Source organism: Virgibacillus necropolis (assembly GCF_002224365.1).
Taxonomy (GTDB): Bacteria; Bacillota; Bacilli; order Bacillales; family Amphibacillaceae; genus Virgibacillus_F; species Virgibacillus_F necropolis.
On the sequence record NZ_CP022437.1, the window covers coordinates 3,246,923 to 3,272,117 of the forward strand.

Annotated in this window: 27 protein-coding genes; 3 read left to right on the top strand and 24 right to left on the bottom strand. The window is 36.9% G+C overall.

Going from position 1 to position 25,195, the window contains the following annotated elements:
• Nucleotides 1-108 precede the first annotated feature (108 nt).
• Nucleotides 109-1,218 carry an oxidoreductase gene (locus tag CFK40_RS15350; protein WP_089533294.1) on the top strand — a complete coding sequence of 370 codons (1,110 nt, stop codon included), beginning with the start codon at nt 109-111 and terminating at the stop codon, nt 1,216-1,218.
• Between the two features lie 98 nt (nt 1,219-1,316).
• Here CFK40_RS15350 and CFK40_RS15355 read toward each other — a convergent pair whose 3' ends face one another.
• Complete coding sequence (locus CFK40_RS15355) at nt 1,317-1,715, bottom strand: VOC family protein (RefSeq protein WP_089533295.1); 399 nt, start codon at nt 1,713-1,715, stop codon at nt 1,317-1,319.
• Nucleotides 1,716-2,128: 413 nt separating this feature from the next.
• On the opposite strand from CFK40_RS15355, the gene CFK40_RS15360 reads away from it, so the two are divergent.
• Nucleotides 2,129-3,049, top strand: coding sequence for a glycine betaine ABC transporter substrate-binding protein (locus CFK40_RS15360; protein ID WP_089533296.1), 921 nt, complete (start codon nt 2,129-2,131; stop codon nt 3,047-3,049).
• A 94-nt stretch (nt 3,050-3,143) separates the two neighbouring features.
• Here the strand turns inward: CFK40_RS15360 and CFK40_RS15365 are convergent, their stop codons facing one another.
• From CFK40_RS15365 to CFK40_RS15375, 3 genes are all read right to left on the bottom strand, one after another.
• Complete coding sequence (locus CFK40_RS15365) at nt 3,144-3,872, bottom strand: MOSC domain-containing protein (protein WP_089533297.1); 729 nt, start codon at nt 3,870-3,872, stop codon at nt 3,144-3,146.
• A 234-nt stretch (nt 3,873-4,106) separates the two neighbouring features.
• On the bottom strand, nt 4,107-4,595 hold the full coding sequence (rraA, locus tag CFK40_RS15370) for a ribonuclease E activity regulator RraA (RefSeq protein ID WP_089533298.1): 489 nt from the start codon (nt 4,593-4,595) through the stop codon (nt 4,107-4,109).
• A gap of 178 nt (nt 4,596-4,773) precedes the next feature.
• Nucleotides 4,774-5,031: an SRPBCC family protein gene (locus tag CFK40_RS15375; protein ID WP_089533299.1), complete on the bottom strand. Its 258-nt coding sequence runs from the start codon at nt 5,029-5,031 to the stop codon at nt 4,774-4,776.
• Between the two features lie 389 nt (nt 5,032-5,420).
• Between CFK40_RS15375 and CFK40_RS15380 the strand changes: the two genes are divergently transcribed.
• Entirely contained in the window at nt 5,421-6,002 is a 582-nt protein-coding gene (locus CFK40_RS15380) for a sugar O-acetyltransferase (RefSeq protein ID WP_089533300.1), read from the top strand.
• Between the two features lie 102 nt (nt 6,003-6,104).
• Here CFK40_RS15380 and CFK40_RS15385 read toward each other — a convergent pair whose 3' ends face one another.
• The 20 genes from CFK40_RS15385 to CFK40_RS15475 form a co-directional block, all read right to left on the bottom strand.
• Nucleotides 6,105-6,434 carry a hypothetical protein gene (locus CFK40_RS15385; protein WP_089533301.1) on the bottom strand — a complete coding sequence of 110 codons (330 nt, stop codon included), beginning with the start codon at nt 6,432-6,434 and terminating at the stop codon, nt 6,105-6,107.
• Between the two features lie 91 nt (nt 6,435-6,525).
• Entirely contained in the window at nt 6,526-7,227 is a 702-nt protein-coding gene (locus tag CFK40_RS15390) for a lysozyme inhibitor LprI family protein (RefSeq protein WP_227001793.1), read from the bottom strand.
• 384 nt (nt 7,228-7,611) lie between these two features.
• A complete protein-coding gene (locus tag CFK40_RS15400; RefSeq protein WP_089533303.1) occupies nt 7,612-8,097 on the bottom strand; it encodes a GNAT family N-acetyltransferase in 486 nt (161 codons plus the stop codon).
• A 184-nt stretch (nt 8,098-8,281) separates the two neighbouring features.
• Nucleotides 8,282-9,661, bottom strand: a complete 1,380-nt coding sequence (locus CFK40_RS15405; RefSeq protein ID WP_089533304.1) for a vWA domain-containing protein — start codon at nt 9,659-9,661, stop codon at nt 8,282-8,284.
• Nucleotides 9,662-9,963: 302 nt separating this feature from the next.
• The gene (locus CFK40_RS15410) at nt 9,964-12,009 is read right to left on the bottom strand and encodes a CocE/NonD family hydrolase (RefSeq protein WP_089533305.1); all 2,046 of its coding nucleotides are present in this window, start codon (nt 12,007-12,009) and stop codon (nt 9,964-9,966) included.
• A 35-nt stretch (nt 12,010-12,044) separates the two neighbouring features.
• Entirely contained in the window at nt 12,045-12,749 is a 705-nt protein-coding gene (locus CFK40_RS15415; RefSeq protein WP_089533306.1) for a TetR/AcrR family transcriptional regulator, read from the bottom strand.
• Nucleotides 12,750-12,884: 135 nt separating this feature from the next.
• The gene (locus CFK40_RS15420) at nt 12,885-13,526 is read right to left on the bottom strand and encodes an ABC transporter permease (protein ID WP_089533307.1); all 642 of its coding nucleotides are present in this window, start codon (nt 13,524-13,526) and stop codon (nt 12,885-12,887) included.
• Between the two features lie 18 nt (nt 13,527-13,544).
• Nucleotides 13,545-14,453: an ABC transporter substrate-binding protein gene (locus CFK40_RS15425; protein WP_089533308.1), complete on the bottom strand. Its 909-nt coding sequence runs from the start codon at nt 14,451-14,453 to the stop codon at nt 13,545-13,547.
• Between the two features lie 25 nt (nt 14,454-14,478).
• Nucleotides 14,479-15,120, bottom strand: a complete 642-nt coding sequence (locus CFK40_RS15430; protein WP_089533309.1) for an ABC transporter permease — start codon at nt 15,118-15,120, stop codon at nt 14,479-14,481.
• Nucleotides 15,121-16,242, bottom strand: a complete 1,122-nt coding sequence (locus tag CFK40_RS15435) for a betaine/proline/choline family ABC transporter ATP-binding protein (RefSeq protein ID WP_089533310.1) — start codon at nt 16,240-16,242, stop codon at nt 15,121-15,123.
• Between the two features lie 405 nt (nt 16,243-16,647).
• Nucleotides 16,648-16,833: a hypothetical protein gene (locus CFK40_RS20810; protein ID WP_152640142.1), complete on the bottom strand. Its 186-nt coding sequence runs from the start codon at nt 16,831-16,833 to the stop codon at nt 16,648-16,650.
• A gap of 24 nt (nt 16,834-16,857) precedes the next feature.
• On the bottom strand, nt 16,858-18,117 hold the full coding sequence (gene dnaB, locus CFK40_RS15440; RefSeq protein ID WP_089533311.1) for a replicative DNA helicase: 1,260 nt from the start codon (nt 18,115-18,117) through the stop codon (nt 16,858-16,860).
• A complete protein-coding gene (locus tag CFK40_RS15445) occupies nt 18,095-18,436 on the bottom strand; it encodes a replicative helicase loader/inhibitor (RefSeq protein WP_089533312.1) in 342 nt (113 codons plus the stop codon). Before CFK40_RS15445 ends, dnaB begins: the two co-directional genes overlap by 23 nt.
• On the bottom strand, nt 18,433-19,167 hold the full coding sequence (locus tag CFK40_RS15450) for a DnaD domain-containing protein (RefSeq protein WP_089533313.1): 735 nt from the start codon (nt 19,165-19,167) through the stop codon (nt 18,433-18,435). Before CFK40_RS15450 ends, CFK40_RS15445 begins: the two co-directional genes overlap by 4 nt.
• Nucleotides 19,168-19,237: 70 nt before the next feature.
• The gene (locus CFK40_RS15455; protein WP_089533314.1) at nt 19,238-19,423 is read right to left on the bottom strand and encodes a helix-turn-helix domain-containing protein; all 186 of its coding nucleotides are present in this window, start codon (nt 19,421-19,423) and stop codon (nt 19,238-19,240) included.
• A gap of 318 nt (nt 19,424-19,741) precedes the next feature.
• The gene (locus CFK40_RS15460; RefSeq protein ID WP_089533315.1) at nt 19,742-20,659 is read right to left on the bottom strand and encodes a hypothetical protein; all 918 of its coding nucleotides are present in this window, start codon (nt 20,657-20,659) and stop codon (nt 19,742-19,744) included.
• 624 nt (nt 20,660-21,283) lie between these two features.
• Nucleotides 21,284-21,868: a class II aldolase/adducin family protein gene (locus CFK40_RS21380; RefSeq protein ID WP_227001794.1), complete on the bottom strand. Its 585-nt coding sequence runs from the start codon at nt 21,866-21,868 to the stop codon at nt 21,284-21,286.
• An 18-nt stretch (nt 21,869-21,886) separates the two neighbouring features.
• Nucleotides 21,887-23,122 carry a 3-oxo-tetronate kinase gene (gene otnK, locus CFK40_RS15465; protein ID WP_227001795.1) on the bottom strand — a complete coding sequence of 412 codons (1,236 nt, stop codon included), beginning with the start codon at nt 23,120-23,122 and terminating at the stop codon, nt 21,887-21,889.
• A gap of 123 nt (nt 23,123-23,245) precedes the next feature.
• Complete coding sequence (locus tag CFK40_RS15470) at nt 23,246-24,151, bottom strand: NAD(P)-dependent oxidoreductase (RefSeq protein ID WP_089533316.1); 906 nt, start codon at nt 24,149-24,151, stop codon at nt 23,246-23,248.
• A gap of 309 nt (nt 24,152-24,460) precedes the next feature.
• On the bottom strand, nt 24,461-25,159 hold the full coding sequence (locus CFK40_RS15475) for an aspartate/glutamate racemase family protein (RefSeq protein ID WP_161493884.1): 699 nt from the start codon (nt 25,157-25,159) through the stop codon (nt 24,461-24,463).
• Nucleotides 25,160-25,195: the final 36 nt, after the last annotated feature.

Consider the following 25,195-nt stretch of genomic DNA (forward strand, 5'->3'; position numbering starts at 1 on the left):
ACACGGGGTCTGACCCCTTTGTCGTCCATCTGAGCAAATACCTTGAACCTGAAATAAATGAATTCTATTATGGATGTTAATGCAGAGTCAGCGAAAGGATGATTATAAATGAACAAAGATAAATTATTTTCAACTTTAGAAATAAAAAATAAAACACTTAAGAACCGTTATGTAGTTGCTCCCATGACCCGGATTAGTGCAGAAAAAGATGGACGGGCCAATGAGACAATGAAACGTTATTATGAGCGCTTTGCGAAGGGTGGTTTCAGTGCTGTCATCACAGAAGGAATTTACCCGGACGAAAGCTACAGTCCAGGCTATTATAATCAACCTGGCCTTGCGAATGATGATCATGTTGAGGCTTGGAAACCTATCGTTGAAACCGTTCAAAACCACGGTTCTCTGATAATCGCACAACTCATGCATGCAGGAGGTCAAAGCCAAGGGAATGCACATACAGATGAAACAATTGCACCTTCCGCAATCGCTCCAAAAGGCGAACAACTCGGCTTCTACGGTGGTTCTGGTCCATTCCAAACACCTAAAGCAATGACAAAGGATGATATTAACCAGGCAAAAGATGCTTTCGTCCAAAGTGCCATCCGTGCAAAAGATGCTGGATTTGATGGCATCGAACTACATGGTGCTAATGGGTATTTATTAGATCAATTCTTAACGGATTATTTAAATCACCGGGAAGACCAATATGGCGGTTCACTTGAAAACCGTATCCGGCTAATGCTTGAGGTGATAAACGAAGTACGAGCAGCAGTAGGTCCAGATTATATGATTGGAATTCGTATTTCTCAAATCAAGGTTTCCGATTCAGAACATAAATGGACAGATGGTGAAAAAGATGCAGAATCCATCTTCACGGCACTTGGTAAGACTTCGCTGGACTACATTCACGTAACAGATGGTGATGCAACAGCACCCGCATTTGGTGAAGGAACTCGAACGCTTGCGCAGGCAGCTAAAGATTTTGGAAAGCTACCTGTTATTGCAAATGGTAAACTTGGAGAACCAGTAAAAGCGGAGAAATTATTAGCGGATGGTCATGCAGATTTGATTTCACTAGGCACAAGCGCACTCGCAAATCCAGATCTGCCTAATAAAGTTGCTGAAGAAAAAGAGTTAACGAAATTTGACTTTGCAAACACGCTACTCCCTCAAGCTGAAATTAAAGATCATGAGGTTGAGATGGAATTAGTAGAGTAATTATTAAAGCCGTTCCTGGTTTGGGAGCGGCTTTTTTTGTGGTTAAATTAAAAGTGATGCAATTTCAGATTTCAGATTTGCACTCATCAAACATAATTTTATTTCGGAAGATTTAGTTGCCATGAAACACCGAACCGATCATTTACCCAACCAAACTTCTTACTAAAACCATAGTCATCTAACGGCATGAGGGCTTCTCCATCCATCAGGAGTTTCTCATAAAGATTGTTGAGCTCTTCTTCAGAATCACAAGTGACATAGATCGAGAACGAAGGTGTAAAAGAAAAATCATGCTTCACATGACTGTCAATGCACATATATTCTTGTCCTTTTAAAGAAAAGATCGCATGAAACACCTTTCCTTCCTCTCCAGCTTCATTCGCTCCATAACGCGTGATGCTCTTGATTTCGGAATCCTCAATGCTCGATGTATAATAATTCATTGCTTCTTCTGCGTTGCCATCTTGGAACATTAAAAATGGTGTAACCTTTTCCATTATAAATCGACTCCTTTCCTATGTTTTCTTAAGTTTATCACATACGACTGCTAAGAGCTTCTTTCCTATTGTTCAAAAATGGAATGGGAGCTGAACCTTCTTACGAGAGTGTGTCCATTATCTTAATATCCAACTATCTATTTAAATTGCGTAGTTTTATTGATTATTTTGCTATAGATAGTTGTAACCTTCTTTATTGTTTCACGCTTTAGGAAATAACTAATACGGAGTAAAATGCAGGAAATTAAAGACTCCTCTTTTAAAAGGGCAGCATTTTCGAACTGTACGTTCTATATGTACAAAAATAACTGAATATACTGTTTGGGTTATGCAAAGAATAGGGATATAGTTTAAAAGTCGTTGTTTTTTAAAAAGGAAATAATAGCAATAAGTATAAAAGGAGTGCTTTACATATGTTTAGCTTCAAATGGAAAAGATTAGGGATAATTGCTGGTTTATCTTTATCTCTTGTAGCTGCTGGTTGTGGACAAGAAGATACTGCGAATGACGGTGGAGATAAGGCAACCACAAATGTTAGTGAGGAATTGGAATATACAATTACTGGTATTGAGCCTGGTGCTGGGCAAACAGAGACAACGAATAAGACTATATCTGAATATGAAAGTCTCGCTGGTTGGGAACAAAAAACGTCTTCATCAGGGGCAATGTTAACACAGTTAGGTGATGCTATTAACAACGAAGAACCGATTATTGTTGCTGCATGGTCGCCCCACTATATGTTTGCTAAATGGGATCTAAAGTATTTAGAAGATCCTAAAGGTATCTTTGGTGAAGAGGAATACATTACAACAATCGCTAGAAAAGGCTTAAAAGATGACATGCCTAAGGCTTATACGATTCTTGATCGCTTCCACTGGGAACTATCAGAAATGGAATCTGCCTTGCTTAAAGCCCAAGAAATGAATTTTGATTTTGAAGCAGTAGCCCAAGAGTGGGTGGATGAGAACCAGAAAACAATTGCAGAATGGACAGAAGGTGTAGATTCTGCAGATGGTACCTCTTTAAAATTAGTTACAACTCCTTGGGACACAGAACAATTTTCAGCGAATGTAGCTAAAATTGTATTGGAACAACAAGGATTCGATGTTGAGCTTACATCAGTTGATCCGGCTATTATGTTTGAATCAATTGCTTCGGGTGAGGCTGATGCTTCACTTTCTCCATGGATGCCTGCAACACATGGTGCTTTCTATGAGGAGTATGAAGGTCAATTTGAAGATCTAGGAGCAAACGTAACAGGTGCCCGGATTGGGTTAGCTGTACCATCCTATATGGACATCGATTCGATTGAAGATCTTAAACCTGCAGAGTAAGTAACCTTAATAGTTATACGAAACGGTATGCTCCCCATTAGCTTGATGGGGAGTATTTATTATGTATAAAAGAGCTTACTCCATAGCTCAAGAATTAATCAAGAAGATGAACTTCATCATCCACATGAATATCACCTGTTTTTATCACAGAAGCATAAACGCCAAAATTATTTTTTCTTTCTTTTATAACCGTTTTATGCAAACTTGAATCTCGTTCAGCATTATCAGGATTAACGGTAATAATCATACATCTTTTACAATGTCCTACTAATTGAATTTCTACTTCGCTTCCTATTTTTATCCGTCTGCCAATCCATTCTTCTTCAATAAACGATACTTTGTCTTTTAATGAAATAAATAAATTAGGACGAAAACGCCGAAAATCAACCTCATCTTTCCCCCACATTTCTTCCAAATTATCTATTGAAGCATCTGTTACAAGCTGAATGTGTTCTACTGCAATTGGTCCAATCGGCACGTGTGAAGGCGTATATTCAATAGTAGAAATTGCTCGGTTCGATTTGTTTTCCATTTCTTTAATTAATTCCGCGTCTTCCCAATCAAAAACCTTCCCCTCAGGTGTCATGACTTCCACTTTCGGATATGCCTCCATCGATTCTTCTCCTACAAATCTTGCTTTATATCGAACCATTTCCGGGAAATATGTTATTGTTAAGAAACTTTCTTTTTTCGATTCATCTAAATAAGCGTGGCTGCGGTCTCCATATAAACCATAATCCATTATTTTAGATTTTTGCACACTTTCTCCGGAAAAAGATTTTACTGGATGACGAACAATTTCCTTCATATGACCGATTAACATTTCATTCACTCCTCCCCCTAATTCCTTCCACTCTATCGTAAATTCATTTCGTTGTTATTTCGGAAAATAGCCAAATACTAAAACGCGATCCTTTACTCCAGAATCGCGCACATTAGTTGGAATAGAACTTATAAATTTGAAATCCAGCCCTTCGATCAAAGACAGTGCAAAAATACATTTACAATCTGAAGAATTCTAAGATTGTTACCAGTTAAAATCGTTTTGGTCCTATGATTAATCCGTTAAAAGAGGTTGTTTAGAAATAATAACCCCGTCCTCATCCGCGTAAACATATTCTTCTGGCCTCCAGTCGACTCCACCAAAGTGAAGAATGCTATTACGTTCGCCAGTCCCATTTTTTTTACTTTTTAACGGATGTGTTCCTAATGCAAGAACGCCAACATCTAGTTTAGCAAGATCAATAGAGTCTCTAACATAACCGTTTATAATAATACCTGATAGCTTTCTTGATTGCGCGATGCCTGCTAAACGATCGCCAAGAAGTGCGCATCGATTAGAACCACCGCCGTTTACAACGATGACGGAGCCTTCTGGTGCATTTTCAAGTGCCTCAACGATGAGCACGTTATCCTCATACACATTTACAGTTTCAATTTTTCCCGAAAAACGTGTCTTTTTCCCAAAATTTCGGAATGCAATATTACTAATTTGTAGTGAATCTGAATGGTCGTCGCATAAATCAGTAGTTTTAAAGTCTAACAAAGCAACCCCTCCTAATGTTTTTCTATCCTAATTTAATTCAACATTCATTCCTAGAATCCCTTTTTTAAAAATTAAATAGTACTTTTTATATGTCTAAAAAAGCATGCTCCATAGCGTCAGTGATTGTTTACTTTAACAAAAAATAATCATCAAGATGAACTTCATCAACGAAATATTATTAGACAGTTCCCTCAACAATAGCCTTTAGATTATCAAACATGAGAGAAAAACCGTGTTCAGTCCCATCTTTAGATTCTACAATTGCTTTTTGAATATCTTCGGCAGTCCAATCTTCTTCATGGGGCACATTAATATTTTGAGTAAAGTTCATCTCACAACCATTTTCAAGCTGTTGAATTTCTATCGTAATGGTATCCTCTAACTCACTGAATTGAGGCATTTTAAAGGTGAAAGCTAATTTGTTCGGCGGATCCATTTGCTTGTATTTTCCAATAGCTCGGTAATCAGTTTCTCCACGATGATCAACATCCTTGTCAGCTACAACAGTAAAGATCTTCTATTCGGGGCAATTTATCTTCAGGTAATTTATCTACTAATACTAATCGATGTAGTTCTTTACGGTCAATCATATTAATTCACCATCTTTTTGTTTATTATATCATGCAGAAAGGGGAACAGTTCAACAATTTCAAATCATCCCCGCGCCCGTTTATAGGCTTTAACTATTCAGTAACATCATAAAATGATATGATTCAACTATTAAATACCTATATCAAATACTTTCTTATGCCTATTAGGGATAAGGCGGTTGAACTACTCAGGAAGTCTATATTAGTAGTCAAAGAAAGACAGGTGATCTTAAAAATGGATATGAAAGACTTTATAAATTTTTGTAAGACAGGCAATCCGATTTCAGGTGAGGACAAAGAACTACATGGGCTATTAACTCAGTGTAGTTTTGAAGCTCAAAGAATTACGATGGAATTGAATACCTCCTATCATTCTAAAGAGGAAATAGTAGAGATTTTTAGTGAACTGACCGGCACTAAAGTTGATCCATCTTTTATGTGTTTTCCGCCATTTTACACAGACTTCGGTAAAAATATCACGATTGGAAAAAACGTATTTTTTAATACAGGATGCTCTTTCCAGGATAGAGGCGGAATTAGTATAGGAAACGGCTGCTTGATCGGGATGAATGTCACGATTGCTACACTTAACCATGGTTTATCTTTAGAAACAAGAAACATAACTTATCCCTCTCCAGTTATACTTGGAGACAATGTATGGATTGGGTCAAGCGCAACAATACTGCCTGGTGTGACGATTGGAGATAATTCTGTTATTGCAGCAGGCGCAGTTGTCACTAAAGATGTCCCAGAGAATACTGTTGTTGCAGGTGTTCCAGCAAAATTTATAAAAAAAGTAAGTAATAATTTAAAGTAATTATGTACATTAAAGTAATAGATTAAAAGCAAAGGAAGGGTTAGAGCTATTCTTCCATTCCCTTTGCTTTGCAAAAATGACCCATTTCATAAAAATAAATCCTTATTCAGGAAGCGCGCCACTTACTGTTCTATTACGATATAAAAACAGAGTAATTACATTTAGAATAATAGTAACGATGAGAAGAACTACTGCGATGAGCACCTTAGCACTCATTGTGTCCATAAGAGCACTCCAATCCTCAATCTTTACCCGATGATAACCATTGAAAATCTGGAAAAATAGCGAAATAGCACAAGCACTGATGCTCATAATGGAAAGACCAACCCAATTACTATGTGTACGGTTTTCATATCGCATAAGGTTAATAACAGGAAGTATCCATCCAATTAGTCCCAGCACGAGGCTGCCGAGATTAAGCCAACCAATCATATCCAATCCCCTTTGTATTTTCATTCTTATTTAACTGCCTACTGGATGAAAAATTTAAATAGTAACTTAATCACACAGTAACTTCGGTAAATTACTTCATATATTTTGCTACTAACTCATAGCATCTTTCTCTTGTGAGACTTCCTTGTGTAGCCACATACTCTAATGATTCCGTCGAACCGCCCTTATACTTTAATGATGCTTCTTTAGCAGCTTTATCTCTATGTTTTATCCAGTCCCGTTGTTCTTTTCTAAATTTATCCATCTGTTCTGTACTTAGCTGTTCTTTTAAAATTCCGTAAATTTCGTTCAATTCAGCATCCCATTTTTTATATCTTTCTGCCTCTTGTTCTTCCATCTCTACTATTGTTGTTTTAGCCTCTGCGTGCTTATCTGCTTCTTCCATTTTATTAAGTTTCTTGAGATATTCTTCTTTATTCATAGCAATATCACTGTCACTATTACTAGACTTCAATGAATCTTCATCATTTGAATCTGTATATGTATTCTCAGTACTGTCTTCTTGTTCATTTATCTGGGTGTCGCTCGTATCTTCAGAAGAGTTTTTCGTTTTATTTTCACCTGTATCTTTTGAGCTTTTATTTAAGGATTCACCATTTGCATTTTGCGGGGGACTGCTATCTGACGACCCGTTGTTTGATTTAGCATTTGACTCCGCAGATGAGTTACTGCATGCAGCCAATGTAACTAATACTACCGTTAACATTACCATTAAGAATTTATGATTATTTTTCATTAAGATACTACCTTTCTCTGTATAATCAGTTCTCATTTAGGAAAAGCGCCTTAATAAATATTTGTCAAATTCCAAATATCATTAGTTCCTGAATTTTTCTGGATCTTCAATTCTTGTTGAAACTATTTCCCCACAATTCAAGCAAAAGGTGTAAATTTTATTTGAACCAACCGATAACTTGTTATCTAATGGTCTTATGTTCATAAAGTCACTACCTTCTACAAATTTATCTCCTTACATTTTGGACACCTTTTTTCATTGGGCACTCACCACTCCTTAACTATAAATAATATTTACTAATTCAGGGTTTTGCGAAGGGATTATAATAAAATTATTTAGACAAAACTTCTATCCAACACTTTACAATCCCTGCAAAAAAACCATCATATTAGACAATCGCGCTCTTTAACAGAAAACCCCTTAACAACTTGAAGCTGTTTGCTTTGTGCATTCATACTTCATCTTCAAAAACTCAAAACGACTTCCATTTGTATCTTGCATGAAGGTCTCAATGGATTCAAAGCCTGTTTTTTTGTAGACCTTTATGGCTCTCTCATTAAAAGTGGCAACCGAAAGCGTTATTTCTTTGGGATTATATTTTGATATTGCATAACTTAGTCCAGCTTTAAAAAAATCTAAACCCATACCCCTTCCAGTTAATTCAGGTTTCATTCCCAACCCAATCTCAACGAAATCGCCTTCATTATCAAAATAAAAGAATCCGATTTCTTCATTACCCTTTTTGACTATATAATATTTATCTCCACGTTCTTGAGGATTCAAAAGTTCAGCTAGATCCTCCTCATCAGCCGCAAAATCATAAAAAGAATATTTCCCTTCATAGTGCCAGTTTGAAGCAATATTTTCTGCTTGCTGTTGTGACATTTCACTAAAAATATACTCCATGATAACTCCTCCAATCATATCTCCAAAACAAATCTGATCTCCCACAATGCGGCCCTATTGTAGAAGACTGCTTTCACCAAAAATCAACCTAATATGTGCAAAAAATGTAAGTTCAAAAACGATGGATTTACAGTTTTAATCATCCAAAGGTTACAAAATGGTATTGGTTGGAACCAATTCCCCCTTAATCATCATATTTCTCCTTCATTTCATCGCCCTTTTCCTCAATTGATTCTTTTAATTTATCCCCTTCTTCTTCAACTGTCTCGAGAAGTGAATTAAATGTCTCTTCAAATGATGCAAGTATTTCCTGACGTTGTTCGATCATGCTAATGACTTCTTCACTTACTTCGTCACCAATCTGCTCATTACCTTCCAAATAATAGACAGCTTCCTTTAGGTTGCTTTCTTCATCATAGGTCAAGTTCATGAAATCCGATCGTTCTCCGTACAATTCGTTCATTTTATCCGATTGTACACTGGATACATCATTGAAATTATCAGCGTTCCACGAGCTCCATTCATTGTACAGACGGACGCGTTCATCTTCCCACACTTCTTTGAAATCATCTTCAGACTCAACGGTTGTAAATTCTCCACCCCCAGCTTCAGCTACTTCCAGCAATTGTTCCTGTCCATTGCTATCTACATCAAAACCAATAATATTCACGACTGCCTCGATGTTGGAATCATGAAGCTCTTTCGCGGCTTTAACCGGATCACCATCACACGTTCCCACACCATCACTCACTATGTAAATAATATTCTGGCTGGAACTGTCCGCATCTTTAAAGTCCTTTTTCGCTTCTGTAATGGATTTCGCTATTGGTGTCCAACCGGTTGGATCAAATTTGCCCAGAGCATCTCCAAATTTGCCTTTGTTATATGGCTGCAGTTCATACACTAATTCCGTACTGCTGCATGACAGTTCCTTATCACTGTCCGCATTGCTTCCTTTATGACCATATACCCGCAAACCAATATTTGACCCTTCTGGCATCGATGCAACAAAATCATTAATGGCCTCTTTTGCCTGCTTCATTTTCGTTTCACCGCCAACCTTTTGAGCCATACTGCCACTCGCATCAAGCAAAATCACAATGTTGGCTGTACCATTTACCTTCTGACCATTCTCAAGCTTCATACCACCTGGCGCATCAGAAATTGCTGTTTCGATTTTTGGATTGAATGATTCCGTAAATTTATAGTATTCCTCGTACTTACCGGACTCGCTCATCAAATTCAGTAAGTTCGCATAAACTTGGAAACTATTTTTATCCTGAAAGTTCTTTTCATCCAATGCACGGTGGATAACCGCTTCATTATACGAATTACCGGCATATTCCCCCTGATCGCGTTCAATAATTTCCTCAATCGTCGTAGCAACCTCAAAGTCTTTCTCTGAGCTTTCCTCTTTTGGTGCTTCCTTTTCCTCTGCTTGTTCAGATTTCTCATTACTGGCTTCTTTTTTCTTTGATGACGATGCTTCTTCACCAGAACTACAAGCAACCAGCACCCCACATAGAAAAATAGATAATAAGACCAAATAAAAATATTTCTTCATAAAAGCCTCCCTCTCCCGTTTTGTCTTCTCCCAAAAACGAATTATTTCAGTTAATTATGCTTATTGTTTTATACTACCAAAACGTGGAAAGATTTCAATGGGGAAAGGGGGTTTTGCAAACATACATATATCTTTAATTGCAAAATAAAAACACAAAACCTTTCTTAACAAAGATTTTGTGCTTACATCTTTATACCATGAAATACAAATACACTAACAACGACAAGTACCTGGCACCCTTGACAATTCTTAATTGTCTTGATGTCAGGTACACATCATTATTTTATAAAACTTATCCTGTCCTACTGATAGACTCTTGGTATTTCCTTTTTCCACGTATTCTGGAAACATTCTTTTCCATTATGATAAGCCGTCATTGTATTTGTTAGATAAAATGTATGACTATCGCTCGTCATCTCACTATTGGTGATAAGTTTTACTTCCCAGTCTCCCCGTCCAACAGTCATCTCCCACTCACATTGTGCCTTTGCAGCTAGTGGATTGCCTGATTGAATCGTGTACGTGTTTTTATTTATACTTCCATGTTTCAAACCATTATGAGGTAACAAACGCTCTCCTTCATCTGAAAAATCATCCAGCTGCCATACATTCGTTATCGTATTATGAGAAACGTTTCGTGTCCGATTTTCTGTTCTAAGGATTTCTCTGTCAATCACTTGAGCTGTTTCCGGTGTATCGAAATGAATAGAATCATCCACTTCAGGCTGTGGTGTCCGAACAGGCAGATTCAATTTCGTGTTTTCACCTGTATAGATTTCCAGTGTCACAGGTTTTGGCGATGGCCAAGCTTGCGGCCAATAAGTTGGTGATATAGCTACCTCCAGTACGTGATCAGCAGGAATAGATTGGCCGACACTATCTAATTTAATGGATGCTTGATATTTCTTTCCAACCTCCAAAGCTTCTGGATGCTCATGGGAGTTGAGATGATTTAAATTTAACATTCCCCAACTAATTAAAGTGGATTCTCCCGTAGGTGCCTTAACACAAAGCCGGATAGCAACAAGAGCATTCTCCTGATCCGATGTAAATTCCATGTCAAATACTGGATGTCCGAGCATATCAAAGTTTTCTTCAAAAGGATCGGATGTAAAAACTACTGACTTTCCATTTTCTAATCGCTGATCAGACGGCAAATCGCCCGGTTCCCCAAATGGACAAAATACACCAGCATAATAGCCATGTTCTTGAACACTTGGGACAACAACTTTTTCATTAGAATTCTGCTCATTTACTAGTTTACCGTCTTTAAGCCAGAAATGTTTTTGATTAACATTTTTTGAAGGCCATGAAGAATCAACTACCCACTTTCCAGGTCTTTCATCATAGTTAACTTTCGGTAACTCGTTGTCTTGAATCCATGTTATTAATTTCGGATCCTCTTTAACCCCTGTATCGATACCTTTTAACCATTGGTCCCACCAACGCAAGCATTCCTGCAGAAAACCAATTGTCGGTTCTGGTGTCGCTACCTCAGGATATTCATGGGCCCATGGACCAATTATTCCTTTTGAATACGGAAGATTTTCAATAAGCCTAAATACAGCATCCGTATAACCGTCCTGCCATCCACCGACAGTGAAAACGGGAATTTGTATGTCCGAGTAGTCTTCACATATGGATCCATGCTTCCAATAATTATCTCTGGTTTGGTGACTCATCCACTTGTTGACATATGGTGTTGTGTTCAATCGTTTCAACCAGTTTTCCTTCCAGCTTTCTCCTACTACTTCTGGATCTTGCGGTCGGGCACTGTAAGCGAACATGGTTGATGCCCACCAAAGCATATCAGATGCTAATACATTGCCTCCACGGTAATGAACATCGTCCGCATATCGATCATCCGTTGAGCATAAGGTAATAATCGTTTTTAATGCTGGATGCTGTCTTGCAGCAACCTGTAAGCCGTTAAAACCACCCCATGATTTTCCAATCATTCCAAGATCTCCAGTTGCCCATGACTGTTTACCAATCCAATCAAATACTTCCAAAGCATCATCGTGTTCCTGTTCCAAATATTCGTCTGGCAAAAACCCATCTGAATTACCTGTTCCTCGAATATCAACTCGGATACTTGCATATCCATGCCCGGCAAAATAAGGATGACGAATCGAATCGCGAATTGCTGTGAAATCATCTTTTCGATACGGTAAATATTCCAAAATAGCTGGGACTGGATTCTCGGTCGCATCTTTTGGCAACCAGATCGTCGCTGCCAACCTGGTCCCATCAGACATTGGAATCCACACATGTTCCTTCTTCTCAATCTCTCTAGGAAAATCTAACAATGTTTTTCTATCGGTAGAATCACTTACATTAAATACCAAATTATTCAACTCCTCTAAGATGTACTGTTTCTGTTTTAGTTACGTTCGCCATATGCATAGTTAACGTCTTTCCTTTTTTCAGGAACAACTGTAGACATAATACTTTTGTATACGTATTCCATTGTTTGTTTTGCAGCTTCTTCTTTCGAAACATTTCTCCGCAAATTCAGCAGATTTGTTATCATTCCCGTCCAGATCAACATGGTGGTGTCAGCAATATATTCAATATCCTCTTCTTTAATAAATCCTTCTTCTTTAGCAGTTTGAATATATAGAGAACTGCGGGTTGATATGTTATGATGCGTGATAATCGATTGCACTTCTTCGGAGAGATTGATTAATTCATTTGCATACACTTGATAATAATTACGCATTAGTTCCTCTGGAATAGTACCCAGATTTTCAATATAAAGCAGAGAATATACTTCTGGTAATTCAAAGGAATGTTTACAAAAGCACTCCCATGCGTACAACCATTTTCCGATTGTATTATTCCCTTTTTCCAAATAGTTAGGAAGATCTTTAAAGTAGTTGTTCGTGTCACGCATGACAGCAAAAAACTTCAAATGGGATAAATCTCGAAAGTAGTTATAGACTGTTGAACTCGTATATCCTGCCCGATCTGCAATTTCACGGATGGTTATATGATTTAAACCCTTTTCCTGAATAAGCTCGGATGTTGCGTCTAAAAAATACCGCCACATTCTAGCCGTTTGAATCTCTTTCCTTTTATTATTCATTAGCCGAACACCTCAACAAATTATTTAACATTTTAAAACTACGGCAACCTACTAGCATAGCAACCCCCTGGTCAAGACAACCAAGGGGTTTCTTTATCACTCTAATTTATGAACTTTTATAAACATAAGATTCGGTTAAGCAAGTCGCCGCTTCGATTTCCGTTCTACTGTACCTAGAATTAGATCGGCTATGATCGCCATTAAGGTAGCAAGAATGGCTCCAGCGTAGATTTTAACATCGTGTTGAAGACTAATCCCAGAAATAATTTCTTTCCCTAGACCACCCGCACCAACGTAAGGGCCAAGTGTAGCCACAGAAATAGCGATTACAGCAGCAAGTCTTATCCCAGCCAGTAGAAACGGAATAGACAGGGGAAATTGTATTTTCAATAGCAGTTGGAATGTGGTCATACCGTTTCCAACTCCCGCTTCTATTATACTGTCATCTACTTCCTTGATTCCAACATACGTGTTTTTCACTATAGGAAGCAAGGAATATAGAAACAATCCGACGACAATTGTTTCAAACCCAAAACCTAAATAGAGCATTAATATTGCAAGCATAGCCAAGCTAGGTATCAACTGCAATATATTTGTGAGTGATATGATAATTGGTGCCAATTTGTCAAACTTTGCTGCGATAACACCAAGTGGTATCCCGACAACAAGTGCCAGCCCTATTCCATAGGCAACCATTAAAAGATGTTCGATCGATAGATATAACAATTCACTGTTGTTTTCAATTATATATTGTACAAGTTTAGTGATGAACTCCATATTTTCTCACCTTTTCTATCAGTCTAGCATTCCTTTTTCTTTTAAAAATTCTTTCGAAACTTCTTTGATGCTTCTCTTTTCAATATCTACCTCATATATCAAATCAGTCATTTTTTCTGTAGAAATTAATCCAACAGTAGATTTAACGATATCATCAATTTTTGGATACTCTTCAATTACACTATTTCGGGCAACTATAGAAGCCTCATATGGCGGGAAAAACTCTTTATCATCTTTGAGTACTTTCAGGTCATGCTTTTTTAATTGTGGATCAACAGTGTAAGCAGTAACAACATCCAATTCATCACTGGCAATTCCTTGGTACATTAAAGCAACATCCATTCCACGTGCATCGGCAAATTTGTAACCATATGTTTCTTGAAAACCTTCATAACCATCATTATCGCGTTCTATCCAAGCGTTATCAGTCCCTAATGTTAACTCATCCGCATATTTCTCTAGATCTGATATCGTCTTAACGTTATTTTTTTTTGCAAAATCTTGTTTTACTGCAATACTATAGTTGTTTATATAACCAATCGGATCATACCATTTAATATCGTATTCATCGCCAAAGAAAGACTGAGCTTGCTTCAACGTTTTGTCTGGATTTGTAGAATACTCTACAGCATCGAAATAATTGTTATAAACTTCTCCGGAAAATAAACTAGCAAAATCAAATTCTTCACGTTCAATTCCAGCAAAAATTTGAGCACTTGCTGGGAGATCCTCGACAATCTCTACTTTATGATCTGTTCGATCTTCCACTAATAACTTTAGAATTTGTACATTTATTTTCGAATCGGTATTTTTAGCTGCGGCTGCAGTAAATACCTCCCCACCATCTGCCGAAGTCTCATCACCACATCCTGCAATTAAAAACAGTAAAGCAACTAAACTTACTGCCAAAAAACTTTTAAACTTCATTTTAAAATCCTCCCGTATATTATATTTAGGCTCTTTTTACTATTTTTTCGACTCTTCCAAAAACCAAATCAAGTAATACTGCAATCACGATAGCTAGTATAGTACCAGTGAAAATCATGAATTTGTCATTATAACCAATACCTGCTAGCACAAGGTCACCTAATCCACCTGCACCAATTAATGCCGCAAGTGTTGTCCAACTAATGATATAGACAGCAGTTACACGAATTCCTGACATAACGTACGGAAAAGCTACAGGCAATTCAATTTTAAACAATCTCTGAAATGTACCAAACCCCATTCCCTTAGCCGCTTCTATGATTTCCGGGTTAACGGATTCCATTCCTGCATATGTGTTCCGTAACAATGGCAGTAATGCATATAACAACAACGCAACTACTGCTGGGGTGAAACCAATTCCCAGTATAGGAATCATAATTGCTAACAAGGCAAGGGTGGGAATTGTCTGGAAGATATTAGCGATATTAAAAATAAGGGCTTTGATTTTATTATTTTTCATCTTCGTCATATAGACTGCTAATGGTACGCTAAAACATACCGATAGGATGATCACTGTAAAGGAAATAAGAATATGTTCATACATGTAATGTAATAAGGAAAGGTATTCATCTGATAAATACGTCAAATATTCGGACAAAAATTCCATTTAGGCAACACCACTCTGACCTTCTGTTACATGCTTTAAAACCTGTAACAATTTGTTTTTATCTAGAATACCAACGAGTGTTGAATCCACATTAATAATTGGAGTACAGCCATGCAACTCGTCAAGGTTATTTAAAACACTTTCCGTCTCATCCTTTTCAGTGATCACTATACTTGATTTCTTGATTAGTTCATGCAAATTCCGATTTTTGTTTGATAACATATCATATAAATTGATTAACCCTACATACCTTCCATCGCTTTTTACAACAGGTGCTTCTGCTACTTGATGCGCTATCATCATTTCCATTGCTGACTTAACTGTAGAGTCATCCGATATAGCGATATACTCTTTAGATATAAACTGAACAAGCTGCGGTAATTTTCTGTCCGTTCCCAGTCGTTTTTCTCCGATAAAGTCCCTCACAAAGTCATTTGCAGGATTCGCCAAAATTTCCTGAGGAGAACCCTTTTGAACTACACTTCCATCCTTCATTAAGATAATTTGATCAGCGATTTTAATTGCTTCATCCATGTCATGTGTGACGAATATAATCGTTTTGTTAATTTCAGTTTGCAGACGGAGAAGTTCATCCTGCAGCTGTTCCCTACTGATGGGATCCAGGGCACTAAAAGGCTCGTCCATCAAAATGGTTGAAGGTTCTGCGGCAAGTGCACGAATAACACCAATTCGCTGTTGCTGACCACCACTTAGCTCAGAAGGGTATCGTTTCATATAAGTTTTAGGATCGAGATTAACCATTTCTAACAGTTCAGTAACTCTGCTATGAATTTTCTGTTTATCCCAATTCAATAATTTAGGTACGGTAGCTACATTATTGTAGATAGTCATATGAGGGAATAAACCGATATTTTGGATAACGAACCCCATTTTTCGGCGAAGCGCAATCGGGTTAATGTCTTGGATATTTTCTCCATCAATCAAAATCTCGCCTTTTGTATAATCTACTAATCGATTTAGCAGTTTCATAGTAGTCGTTTTACCACACCCACTAGGACCAATTAATACGTTTATTTTTCCCTCTTCAAAGCTTAAATTAATATCTTTCAATGCTTGAAATCCATCATCAAAAGTTTTGTTTATATTTTTTAACTCAATCAAATTTGTCCCCCCTTGGATTAAAGTGCACTGCTAACTCCATTTTCATTGTTTACACAGACTTTTCTCAGTTTTTAACAAGTATGATCTACTCTTCTACTTGAGAAAAATTATGTAGTGATAACAAACCATATAACCGATAGAAGCTAGAGCACTATTTTGTTCCTAATTCCAAACTACACCTCACTTTACAAACTTAATAACTAATAGGATGCTTAAGTTTTGAATGATTCACTTTATAGTGAATGTATTTATTTTATGAACGTGTTTTTATGACGAACAAGTTCATATTATATACGTAAGTCTAGTTGTTTCATTATACTTTGTCAACTTCTCTTAAAAACTTCTCGCCAGAATTACTAGTAAAGCAGGAAACCTAAACCGTCTTGGTGAACTTATAAGTATTTCTTAAAAGTTCATTTTTCTACTACTTCTTCTCCGCTCATCCAAATAAGAATTAAACACATAAATCCCTTCCAGAACATAGCCTGCCGAACAATTTCCATCCATCCTCCCCTGTAACTTACCAGCAGTCAAAATCTCATTATGTAGCTCGTACCACTCTCTCAAAACAACAAACACTCGATTTTCCACCTAAACCATCTCCTTATTCGATTCCTAATTCTCAAATCGTCCATGTTCCTTATGAAATGCCAGTCTCACCGTTCCTGTTGGGCCGTTTCGCTGCTTTGCCAGGATAATTTCCATAACCTTATTCGAACTGCTCTCCCGGTTATAATAGTCATCCCGGTAAAGGAACGCTATAACATCAGCATCTTGCTCGATATTTCCTGACTCTCTGAGATCTGACATTAATGGTCGTTTGTCATTACGTGACTCAACCCCTCTTGATAACTGGGAAAGTAATACAATCGGGATATTCAGTTCCACTGCAAGCAGCTTTAACTCACGCGTTATTTCACCAATTTCCAAATCACGTCGCTCGTGTTTACTTGTTGGTGTCATCAGTTGTAAGTAATCGATAAAAACGACAGGCTTATCACTTGGATTATCATGGAGCCTTTTACGAATGGCTGAACGAATGGTAGAAACCGTTCGTAAATTATCATAAAGACGAAGTTCCCAGTTAGATATTTCGCCTACTGCATGGATCGCATGCTCATAATCGTCTCTTGAAAAAATCATGTTCCGCCATTTTTGACTATCTATGAATCCTTCAGCTGAGATCATTCGTTGTAATAATTGCTTTGTCCCCATTTCTAAACTAAAAATCAACGGTGATGCCCCATTTTTCGCACAGCCGGCTGCTAGATTAAGTGCAAATGCGGTTTTCCCAACAGAAGGTCTAGCAGCAACAATAATCAGCTCACCTCGTTGCAATCCACCAGTCATCTCGTCAAAGTCATGAAAAGATGTCCCAACCCCAGATTGTTCGCTTGACGGGAAACACATTTCCTCGGTGATTTCCAGTAGGTGGTCATAGGTCGATTTCCCCTGGTCGTCTACACCTGTTTCTTGATAACCTTGTAAACTGGCAATCAACGTGTCTAACCCATCCGCAGTTGGGTTTTCAGCAAATTGCAATGCACATGTTCTAGCCATTCTTGTTCGATAAGCATCAATAATCAATCGCTCGTGATGTTTCATACTTGCTGTACTGGGGACGGATCCTGCCATTTCCACCAAATAAACTGTCCCACCGACACGTGCGATTGCTTCCCCTAATTTTGTCGTGACCGTAACCAAATCGATAAACTCCCCAAGCGCTGCCACTTGCTTCATCGACCTGAAAATAATCTTATGATTAACCTCATGAAAATGTTCTTCCTGCACGACTAGTTCCTTGAAAAGTGACCCGTCCTGAAGAACCGACCCAAGTACTGATACTTCTGCTTCAAAGTTCGCTATTGTTATCATTTGTTTTGTCCTTTAACAGTTTAATCATTTGCTGGTGGAAACCTTGCTTTATCTCGTCTGGAACTCTGGAAGCTTCTGCACGCCATATTTTCATTTTTTCCAGATGGTCATTGCTTTCAACTGGGTAAGCAGCAATTTCAGCAAGGGTTGGAGCATAAGGACGAGCGCCTGCGTAAGCCGATAGCTTTTTCATTACTAGCGTATAATCCATTCGTATCAGTTGCGGAATCAAGATTAGCGCTTTTTGCTTTGATACCTCGTACTTCGGATAAATCTCTCGAATTGTCTCTAATATAGTAATTGCTTCCTGCTTATTCACCTGCCTACCTCCAAGCGTAATTCATCGAACATCGATCGCCCTGTAGCGGCAGGTTGTTTTCTGAATGGAACCGTATTCGTTCTATGCGATTCTTTCTTTCTCTCATATGCCTCTACAGCTTCCAACGTTTCTAGATTAGCTCGCGTCCATTCTTGTAAAATCTTCTCTAGGTAGCTGAATGTACGACCGTTATGTTTGGTTGTAAGCTTAATTGCTTCTAGCATGATCGCTTCCCCAACCCTTTCAACCCACTGAGTAAACTCAAAGGCAAGAAGTGGATTCAGCTTTCCGATGTTTTCTTCGTAAATCATTACAAGATGTTCCTTCCCTGTCTCTTCTTTTTTTCTTTCTTTAATTTCGTTTTGTTTATGTTTAAGTATGTTCCGGAATTGGTCCTGATATTGATCCTGGGATTGATCCGGCAATTGGTCCTGGTAATGGTCCCGTTTATCCATAAAGGAAATCATTTCATAGACTGGCGCCTTCCCTCTTTTACCGTTTTCACAAATTATCAACTCATGCTCCATGAGCTGTTTTCTTGCTTCGTTTATTCGTTGTATTGATAAGCCAGAAAATTGTCCCACAAGGACATTCGGCGCATTAAAATTTCGTTTCCACCCTGCAAGATTATTAACCATCATTAACGTATGCCATAAAAGAATTGCATTTGTAGGAAGTTTATTAATAAGTAGCCACTGTCTGAACGCGTTCAGTTCTTTAATATAATTCATGTAACATCTATCCCTTTCCAGAGCCTTTACGTAGGCATTTTTTAAATTAATGACAAAAGACCCACGTATATTAACTACGTAGGTTTGTGTACTCTTGATCTTGAATCCATAAATCAATCGATTCCTTCGTAAACAAAATCCGAATTCCAATCTTTAAATGTGGAATCTGTTTTCCATGAACCATCGCATAAATGGTATCCGTATGAACCCCAAGATAATTTGCGACCTCTTTTACTGTTAATGTTTGCCGTTCCAATGTAAGCCCCCCTTTTCAATAAATAATGCTGAAGATGAAGTGAAAAAACGTAATCAAACGTAATAAAACACTTTCTATCTCTATAATCGAAAAAAGGGTCGGTTTGGTGGCATTTATTTTAAACTTTTTTTAAAATATGTTAAATATTAATAAAAAAATGCCTGGCCTCGTATAAAAATCTTCTAGGAGGTCAGGCATTTACTATGAATTTTATGATTTTTGGAGTGGGAAGATTGCATTAATTAAAGTGGGAAAAATTCAGCATCGCGATGGCTTTTGACTATAGAATAGCAATATATCCAGTTTTCCTATGAGTAATTATTTTGAAACCAATCTGATTTCCTTAGTCTGTATTATTAAAAGTTTTTGTTCGTTTGTCGAAATAAAATACGTATCTCCTTCTTTAGAAACCAAGATGCCCTCTGTATCAATCTCTTTACCGTCCCATATATAGGAAATTTCTTGATAATGACTATTGCTAACCATTGATTGAAAATAATAACCACCTCTGACCAAGAAACTTGGAACAGTTATTAAAGAGATAAACAAGATAACAATAAAAAAAAGAGATGTCATAATTGGTTTTCTAATAAATACGGGTTTTGCCATTTTATTTTCTCGCTCTTTAAATCTTTTTTCTTTAATCCATTTAATAGAAATAGCTTTCGGTATAACTACTTCGAGTAATAAGAAACTAACCGTGCAAGTAATAATGCTGAGTAACCCGATTAATAGAAAATTTGTGGTTACCGCTATAAATATTAAAACTGGAACTAAAGGTATTAAACATGTTAGATACAATAACAACTTAATTAACTTCAGTATTTTTACGTTTTTTATTTTATGAAAAATTATTGATATAGGTAAACCAATATATAGTAACAAAGAAAAAAGTTCAGGGCTGAGCAAAACATTAGTTTTAGTTATATTCGCTAATTGAATTACTACAATTAAATTGCTGTATAATAAAACGAAATATAATACATATTTAATGGCTGTGTAGGGGAAAAAATTAAAAATATAAAAATATATTAATACAATCACAAATGCAATTGGAAATAAGAAAACTTTAAACATGCCAAAAAATAATAACCAATTTACTTCACCATGAAAGAATAAAACTAGTGCTAAATTAGCTAAGAGCAGCGAAAAGGGCACGAAAAATAATGAAGTTATTGAAGTTTTTTCTTTTACAATAGATAAAATGAGCAACGCTAGGATAACAATCATTAACAAATAAAATAAACCAATTAATGCAACAATAGACTTATTTAAGGGAATATAGTTTATTACTATTCCAAGTAATGATAAATCCCCGTTCCCACCAAAATAGTATCCCCATAAGAATAAATATCCTGCAAAAAACAGGAAAAAAGATGAAGAAAATAACGTTAGAAAACCAAGTATTTTGTACTCTAAAAATAACTTAATAGGATAAGAGGAACTTACCTTTAGTGCAATTTTTTTTATTAAACCAAAATAATCGTTCGTTATAACTACTTCACCTCCCTATAAATCCAGTAAAAATTAGTGCAATCTACGTACAAGATTACTATAAAAGAGGGGATGCACATTTGTAAATTAGAAATAATTCTATAACAGTCTGATCAAGCCAAAAAATCAGAGCCTACTTTTGAAAAAGATTAATCAAAGTAGGCTCTCACAGTTTTTCTTTCCAGAGAATTTTTATAATAAAGTCTGACCATTTTCTCGCTGTAAACTTCCACAATCGCGCCTGTTAGCATACCATAGAACCTTAAATTTAAGGTTTGAAAAAAAAGAGCCCCTCGATAAGATGAATTTTTACACAAAAAATGACTAAATGTTGTAAATTCACATTTTCCTAACATAAAATTTTCCTTATAATCGATTGCGTAACTCCCAAGCAATTCGTGCACTTTCTTCCATTTCTTCTAATACAAAAAATGCGTTCTTCAGATCTTTTCCTGGTACAACTGGACCATGGTGACTTAATAACCATCCATCACTGTTTTCCACATGTTTATCAAACGCATCAAAAAGCGCCTGGCTTCCCGGATGTTCATATGGAACTAATCCAACGGTTCCTAATTGCATTTTCAAATAAGGGGTATGCTCCGGAATACAATCTGATTCATTTAAATCAGGTACAAAACTCCATAAAACACTGTACGTACTATGTACATGAATTACCGCCCCTACATCTGGTTTTGCTTTAAAAACAGATAAATGTAGTGATAATTCCTTACTAGGCCGTAATTTATCATACTGATTGCCATCCATATCCACTATTGCAAACTCGTTTGGTTGTAACGTCCCAAAACACGTACCACTAGCGGTAATATACACTTTATTCTCATGAAGAAAACTTAAATTGGCCACACTTCCAGTAGCTTTCCCCCGTTCAAAAAGACTACGGGCAACCCATATAGCACCATCAAGTTTTTTTTCTAATGTTTCATCCATACTTATCCCTACTTTCGATTAAGTTAAAGATAATGCCCGAAGAAAAAAGTCAGATTCTCCAAAGTTTCCACTCTTGAGTACTAGTCGAATACGGGTCTCCTGTATTGGAATCATAATTGGAACTCCTGGGGCTATACTTTCTCCAATATGATAACCAGTAAATCCAAGTCTTTTTGTTACTGCACCGCTCGTTTCCCCCCCAGCAACGATTATTCTATGATACCCGGCATTAACAGCACGTTCCGCTATATCTGCGGTCGCTTTTTCTAGCCTTTCAGCAACTTCTGCCTTTCCTTGTTCTTGAATTAGTTTAACATTTTCAGGTGTATCACTGCTATAAACCAGTACAGAAGTGTCTTTGTTTTTAGCGATCACATTCCAAATATTCTCCACAGATTCTTCCCCTGATAATAGTTTCACTGGATCCATAAAATAACTTATACCGCCAGACTTTTCATATTCGGCAATCTGGTTTCTAGTTGCTTCACTGCAACTTCCTGATAAAACTAACGCTGGTGATTTGGATTGTTCAAATGTATTAGTTTCTACATTCCTATTACCGACCTTGGCCAATGGCTCAGCTAAACCGCTGCCCCCTGTAATCAATTTCAAGTCCCCAAATAACTGTACCAGCTTTTCTGCGTCTTCTTCCTTCTCATAGTCAGGTACAAGGTAAAATCGGGAAGTATCTATTTTATTCATAAATTTTTCGATAAACTCTTCTGCTTCTAATTCTGGAAGAGAGGTAGGTATTTTTACACTAGGGAACTTGCTCTGTGCATTCATCAAACGAACTAAGTCATAATCCCACATTGGTGTTAGTGGATGATCTTTCATGGGGCTTTTATGTAATGGAACCCCATGTACATATAAACAACCATCTTTAACCGTACGTCCATTAACCGGAAGTGCTGGACAAAGAATTGTATAAGGAACATTGATTTCTTCCATGACCGCATCACAAATTGGCCCGATATTACCTTCGGGTGTAGAATCAAACGTAGAACAATATTTTACATAATATTGTTGTGCGCCTTGCTCTTTTAACCAGTTAATTGCTACAAGGGAACTTTTGACCGCTTCTTTTGTATTTTGCGTACGAGTTTTTAAAGCAATAACACAGGCATCTGCATCTGGCATCACATCACCTTGTGGAACCCCATTATATAAAACGGTACGTAGTCCTCCTTTAACAAAAAAAGAGGCTATGTCACTGCCTCCAGTAAAATCATCTGCAATACAACCAAATCGCACTTTTTTAACCTCCTGCAAGAAATGAAAATAAACTATCATTATTTCTAAAGCCTTTGTTTAATAGCAGTTTACATGTTAAATGCTTTACATAAAAATCCTTAAACGATGATTCTGAAAAAATTGTTATTTAAAGCCTTCTTTACGGACCTTTACATCCAGCATATCTTCATAGAAGCGAATCATTGCATGTTTATAGAAATCACGCTGTCCGCCTCGTAATGCAAGTTGATAGGATTGCATTGTCCCATTCAACGTTGGTAGTGGAATCTCTTCTTTCACTAACACTTCATACATACTCTCCATATCTTTATATGCTCTCTCCAACGAAAATCCATGCTCAAAGTTTCCTTCCAATACTTTAGGAACTAACGTTTTTGAAGCAAAACTGGAACCAGTTGCAGTCATTAATACGTCTCCAAGTTTTTCGGGATCCAAGCCAAGCTTAACACCAACAGGCATAAGTTCAGAAAAGCTTGCAACACAGATGTTCAGTGCACAGTTATTAATCATTTTCGTAAGCTGTCCAGCACCATTACCGCCCATGTAAAGAATCTGCGATCCCATTCTATCTAGCTTAGGCTTTACAGTATTAAATATTTTTTCTTTACCACCACACATGATACTAAGTGTTCCATCTAAACTCTTTTTTTCTTGACCTGAAATCGGACAATCCAGAAAATCTATTCCTTTCGATTGACATTCGTCTGCAATTTCTGTGACCCCTATATAACTAATTGTGCTAAAGTCAACAATAACTTGTCCTGATTTCAAATGTTTGAGAAGCCCGTTTTCTCCTAATACAACCTCTCTTACAATCTCCAAATTTGGTAGGCAAAGAAATATATAATCACTATCAGTTGTATCTTCAATGTTTGTAGTTGTGTTAAACCCCTTTTCTTTAAACTGGTTCAATGGTCCAGGGTGTGCATCACATGCAAGAAACTCGTACTCACCTTCTTGCTCACCTTTTGCAAGGTTTAATCCCATTCCCAATCCCATTACGCCTAAACCAATAAAACTTAATTTCACTATAAACTCCTCCTTTGATATTGCTGTGTAAAAATTTTAACAGAGATACTTTATAAAATTATTTACTCTATCTAATTCATGAATGTAGGATTTTAACTTCTTTACTTTTTTACTCTTGTATTATATTTAATACCATTTTAACCGCTTCGTTAGGGCTTGTTAATACCGAAAGACCTAATGATACTACTTCCTTCTCAGCGGATGATTGCGTAATTTGGGCAAGTATGATTACATCGCAACCTTTTTTTCAATTTTTCAGCTGCAAGACGGTTCAGGCGATTATGTTCTGTTTCATTTTCAGCTTGTAATTCAGTCATTGCTTGTGTATTGTAAGATTTTAACTTCTTTACTTTTTTGCTCTTGTATTATATTCAATACCGTTTTAACCGCTTCGTTCGGGCTTGTTAATACCGGAAGACCTAATGATGCTACTTCCTTCTCAGCGGATGCTTGCGTAATTTGGGCAAGTATGATTACATCGCAACCTCTTTTTTTCAATTTTTCAGCTGCAAGACGGTTCAGACGATTATGTTCTGTTTCATTTCCAGCTTTTAATTCAGTCATTGCCTGTGTATCGACTTGTGTATCAATCTCTATTTTTTTACCTAATTCTTTTGCAAGTTTTTCGAGTTGATTTTTCGTTGCTGGCGCTGTTGGTGCATTCGTGGCAACGATACCTATTTTGTAATAGTTTTTAATGGCTTTTTCTAACATAGGGTAGTCAACTGCTAAAATTGGTACTTTTACAAATGGCTTTATAGACTCTACAATAGGTGTCAGCACAGTACATGCAACGATAATCACATTTACCCCTGATTCTTGCGCTGTATTAGTAATATTGAAAAAATCTCGATGTGTTTTATCATCGATACCACTAATTTGATTTGCATAATACTGAATATTTTCATCAACAAAATTTAGAACAGTTACGTCTGGTGCTAACTTTTTGAATACTGCGTTTAAAGGTGGTACAGCGTTACAGGTCGCATGAATAATACCAATTTTCATATCTATTCTCCTCATATCTTTAAGTAGTAAGCTAGT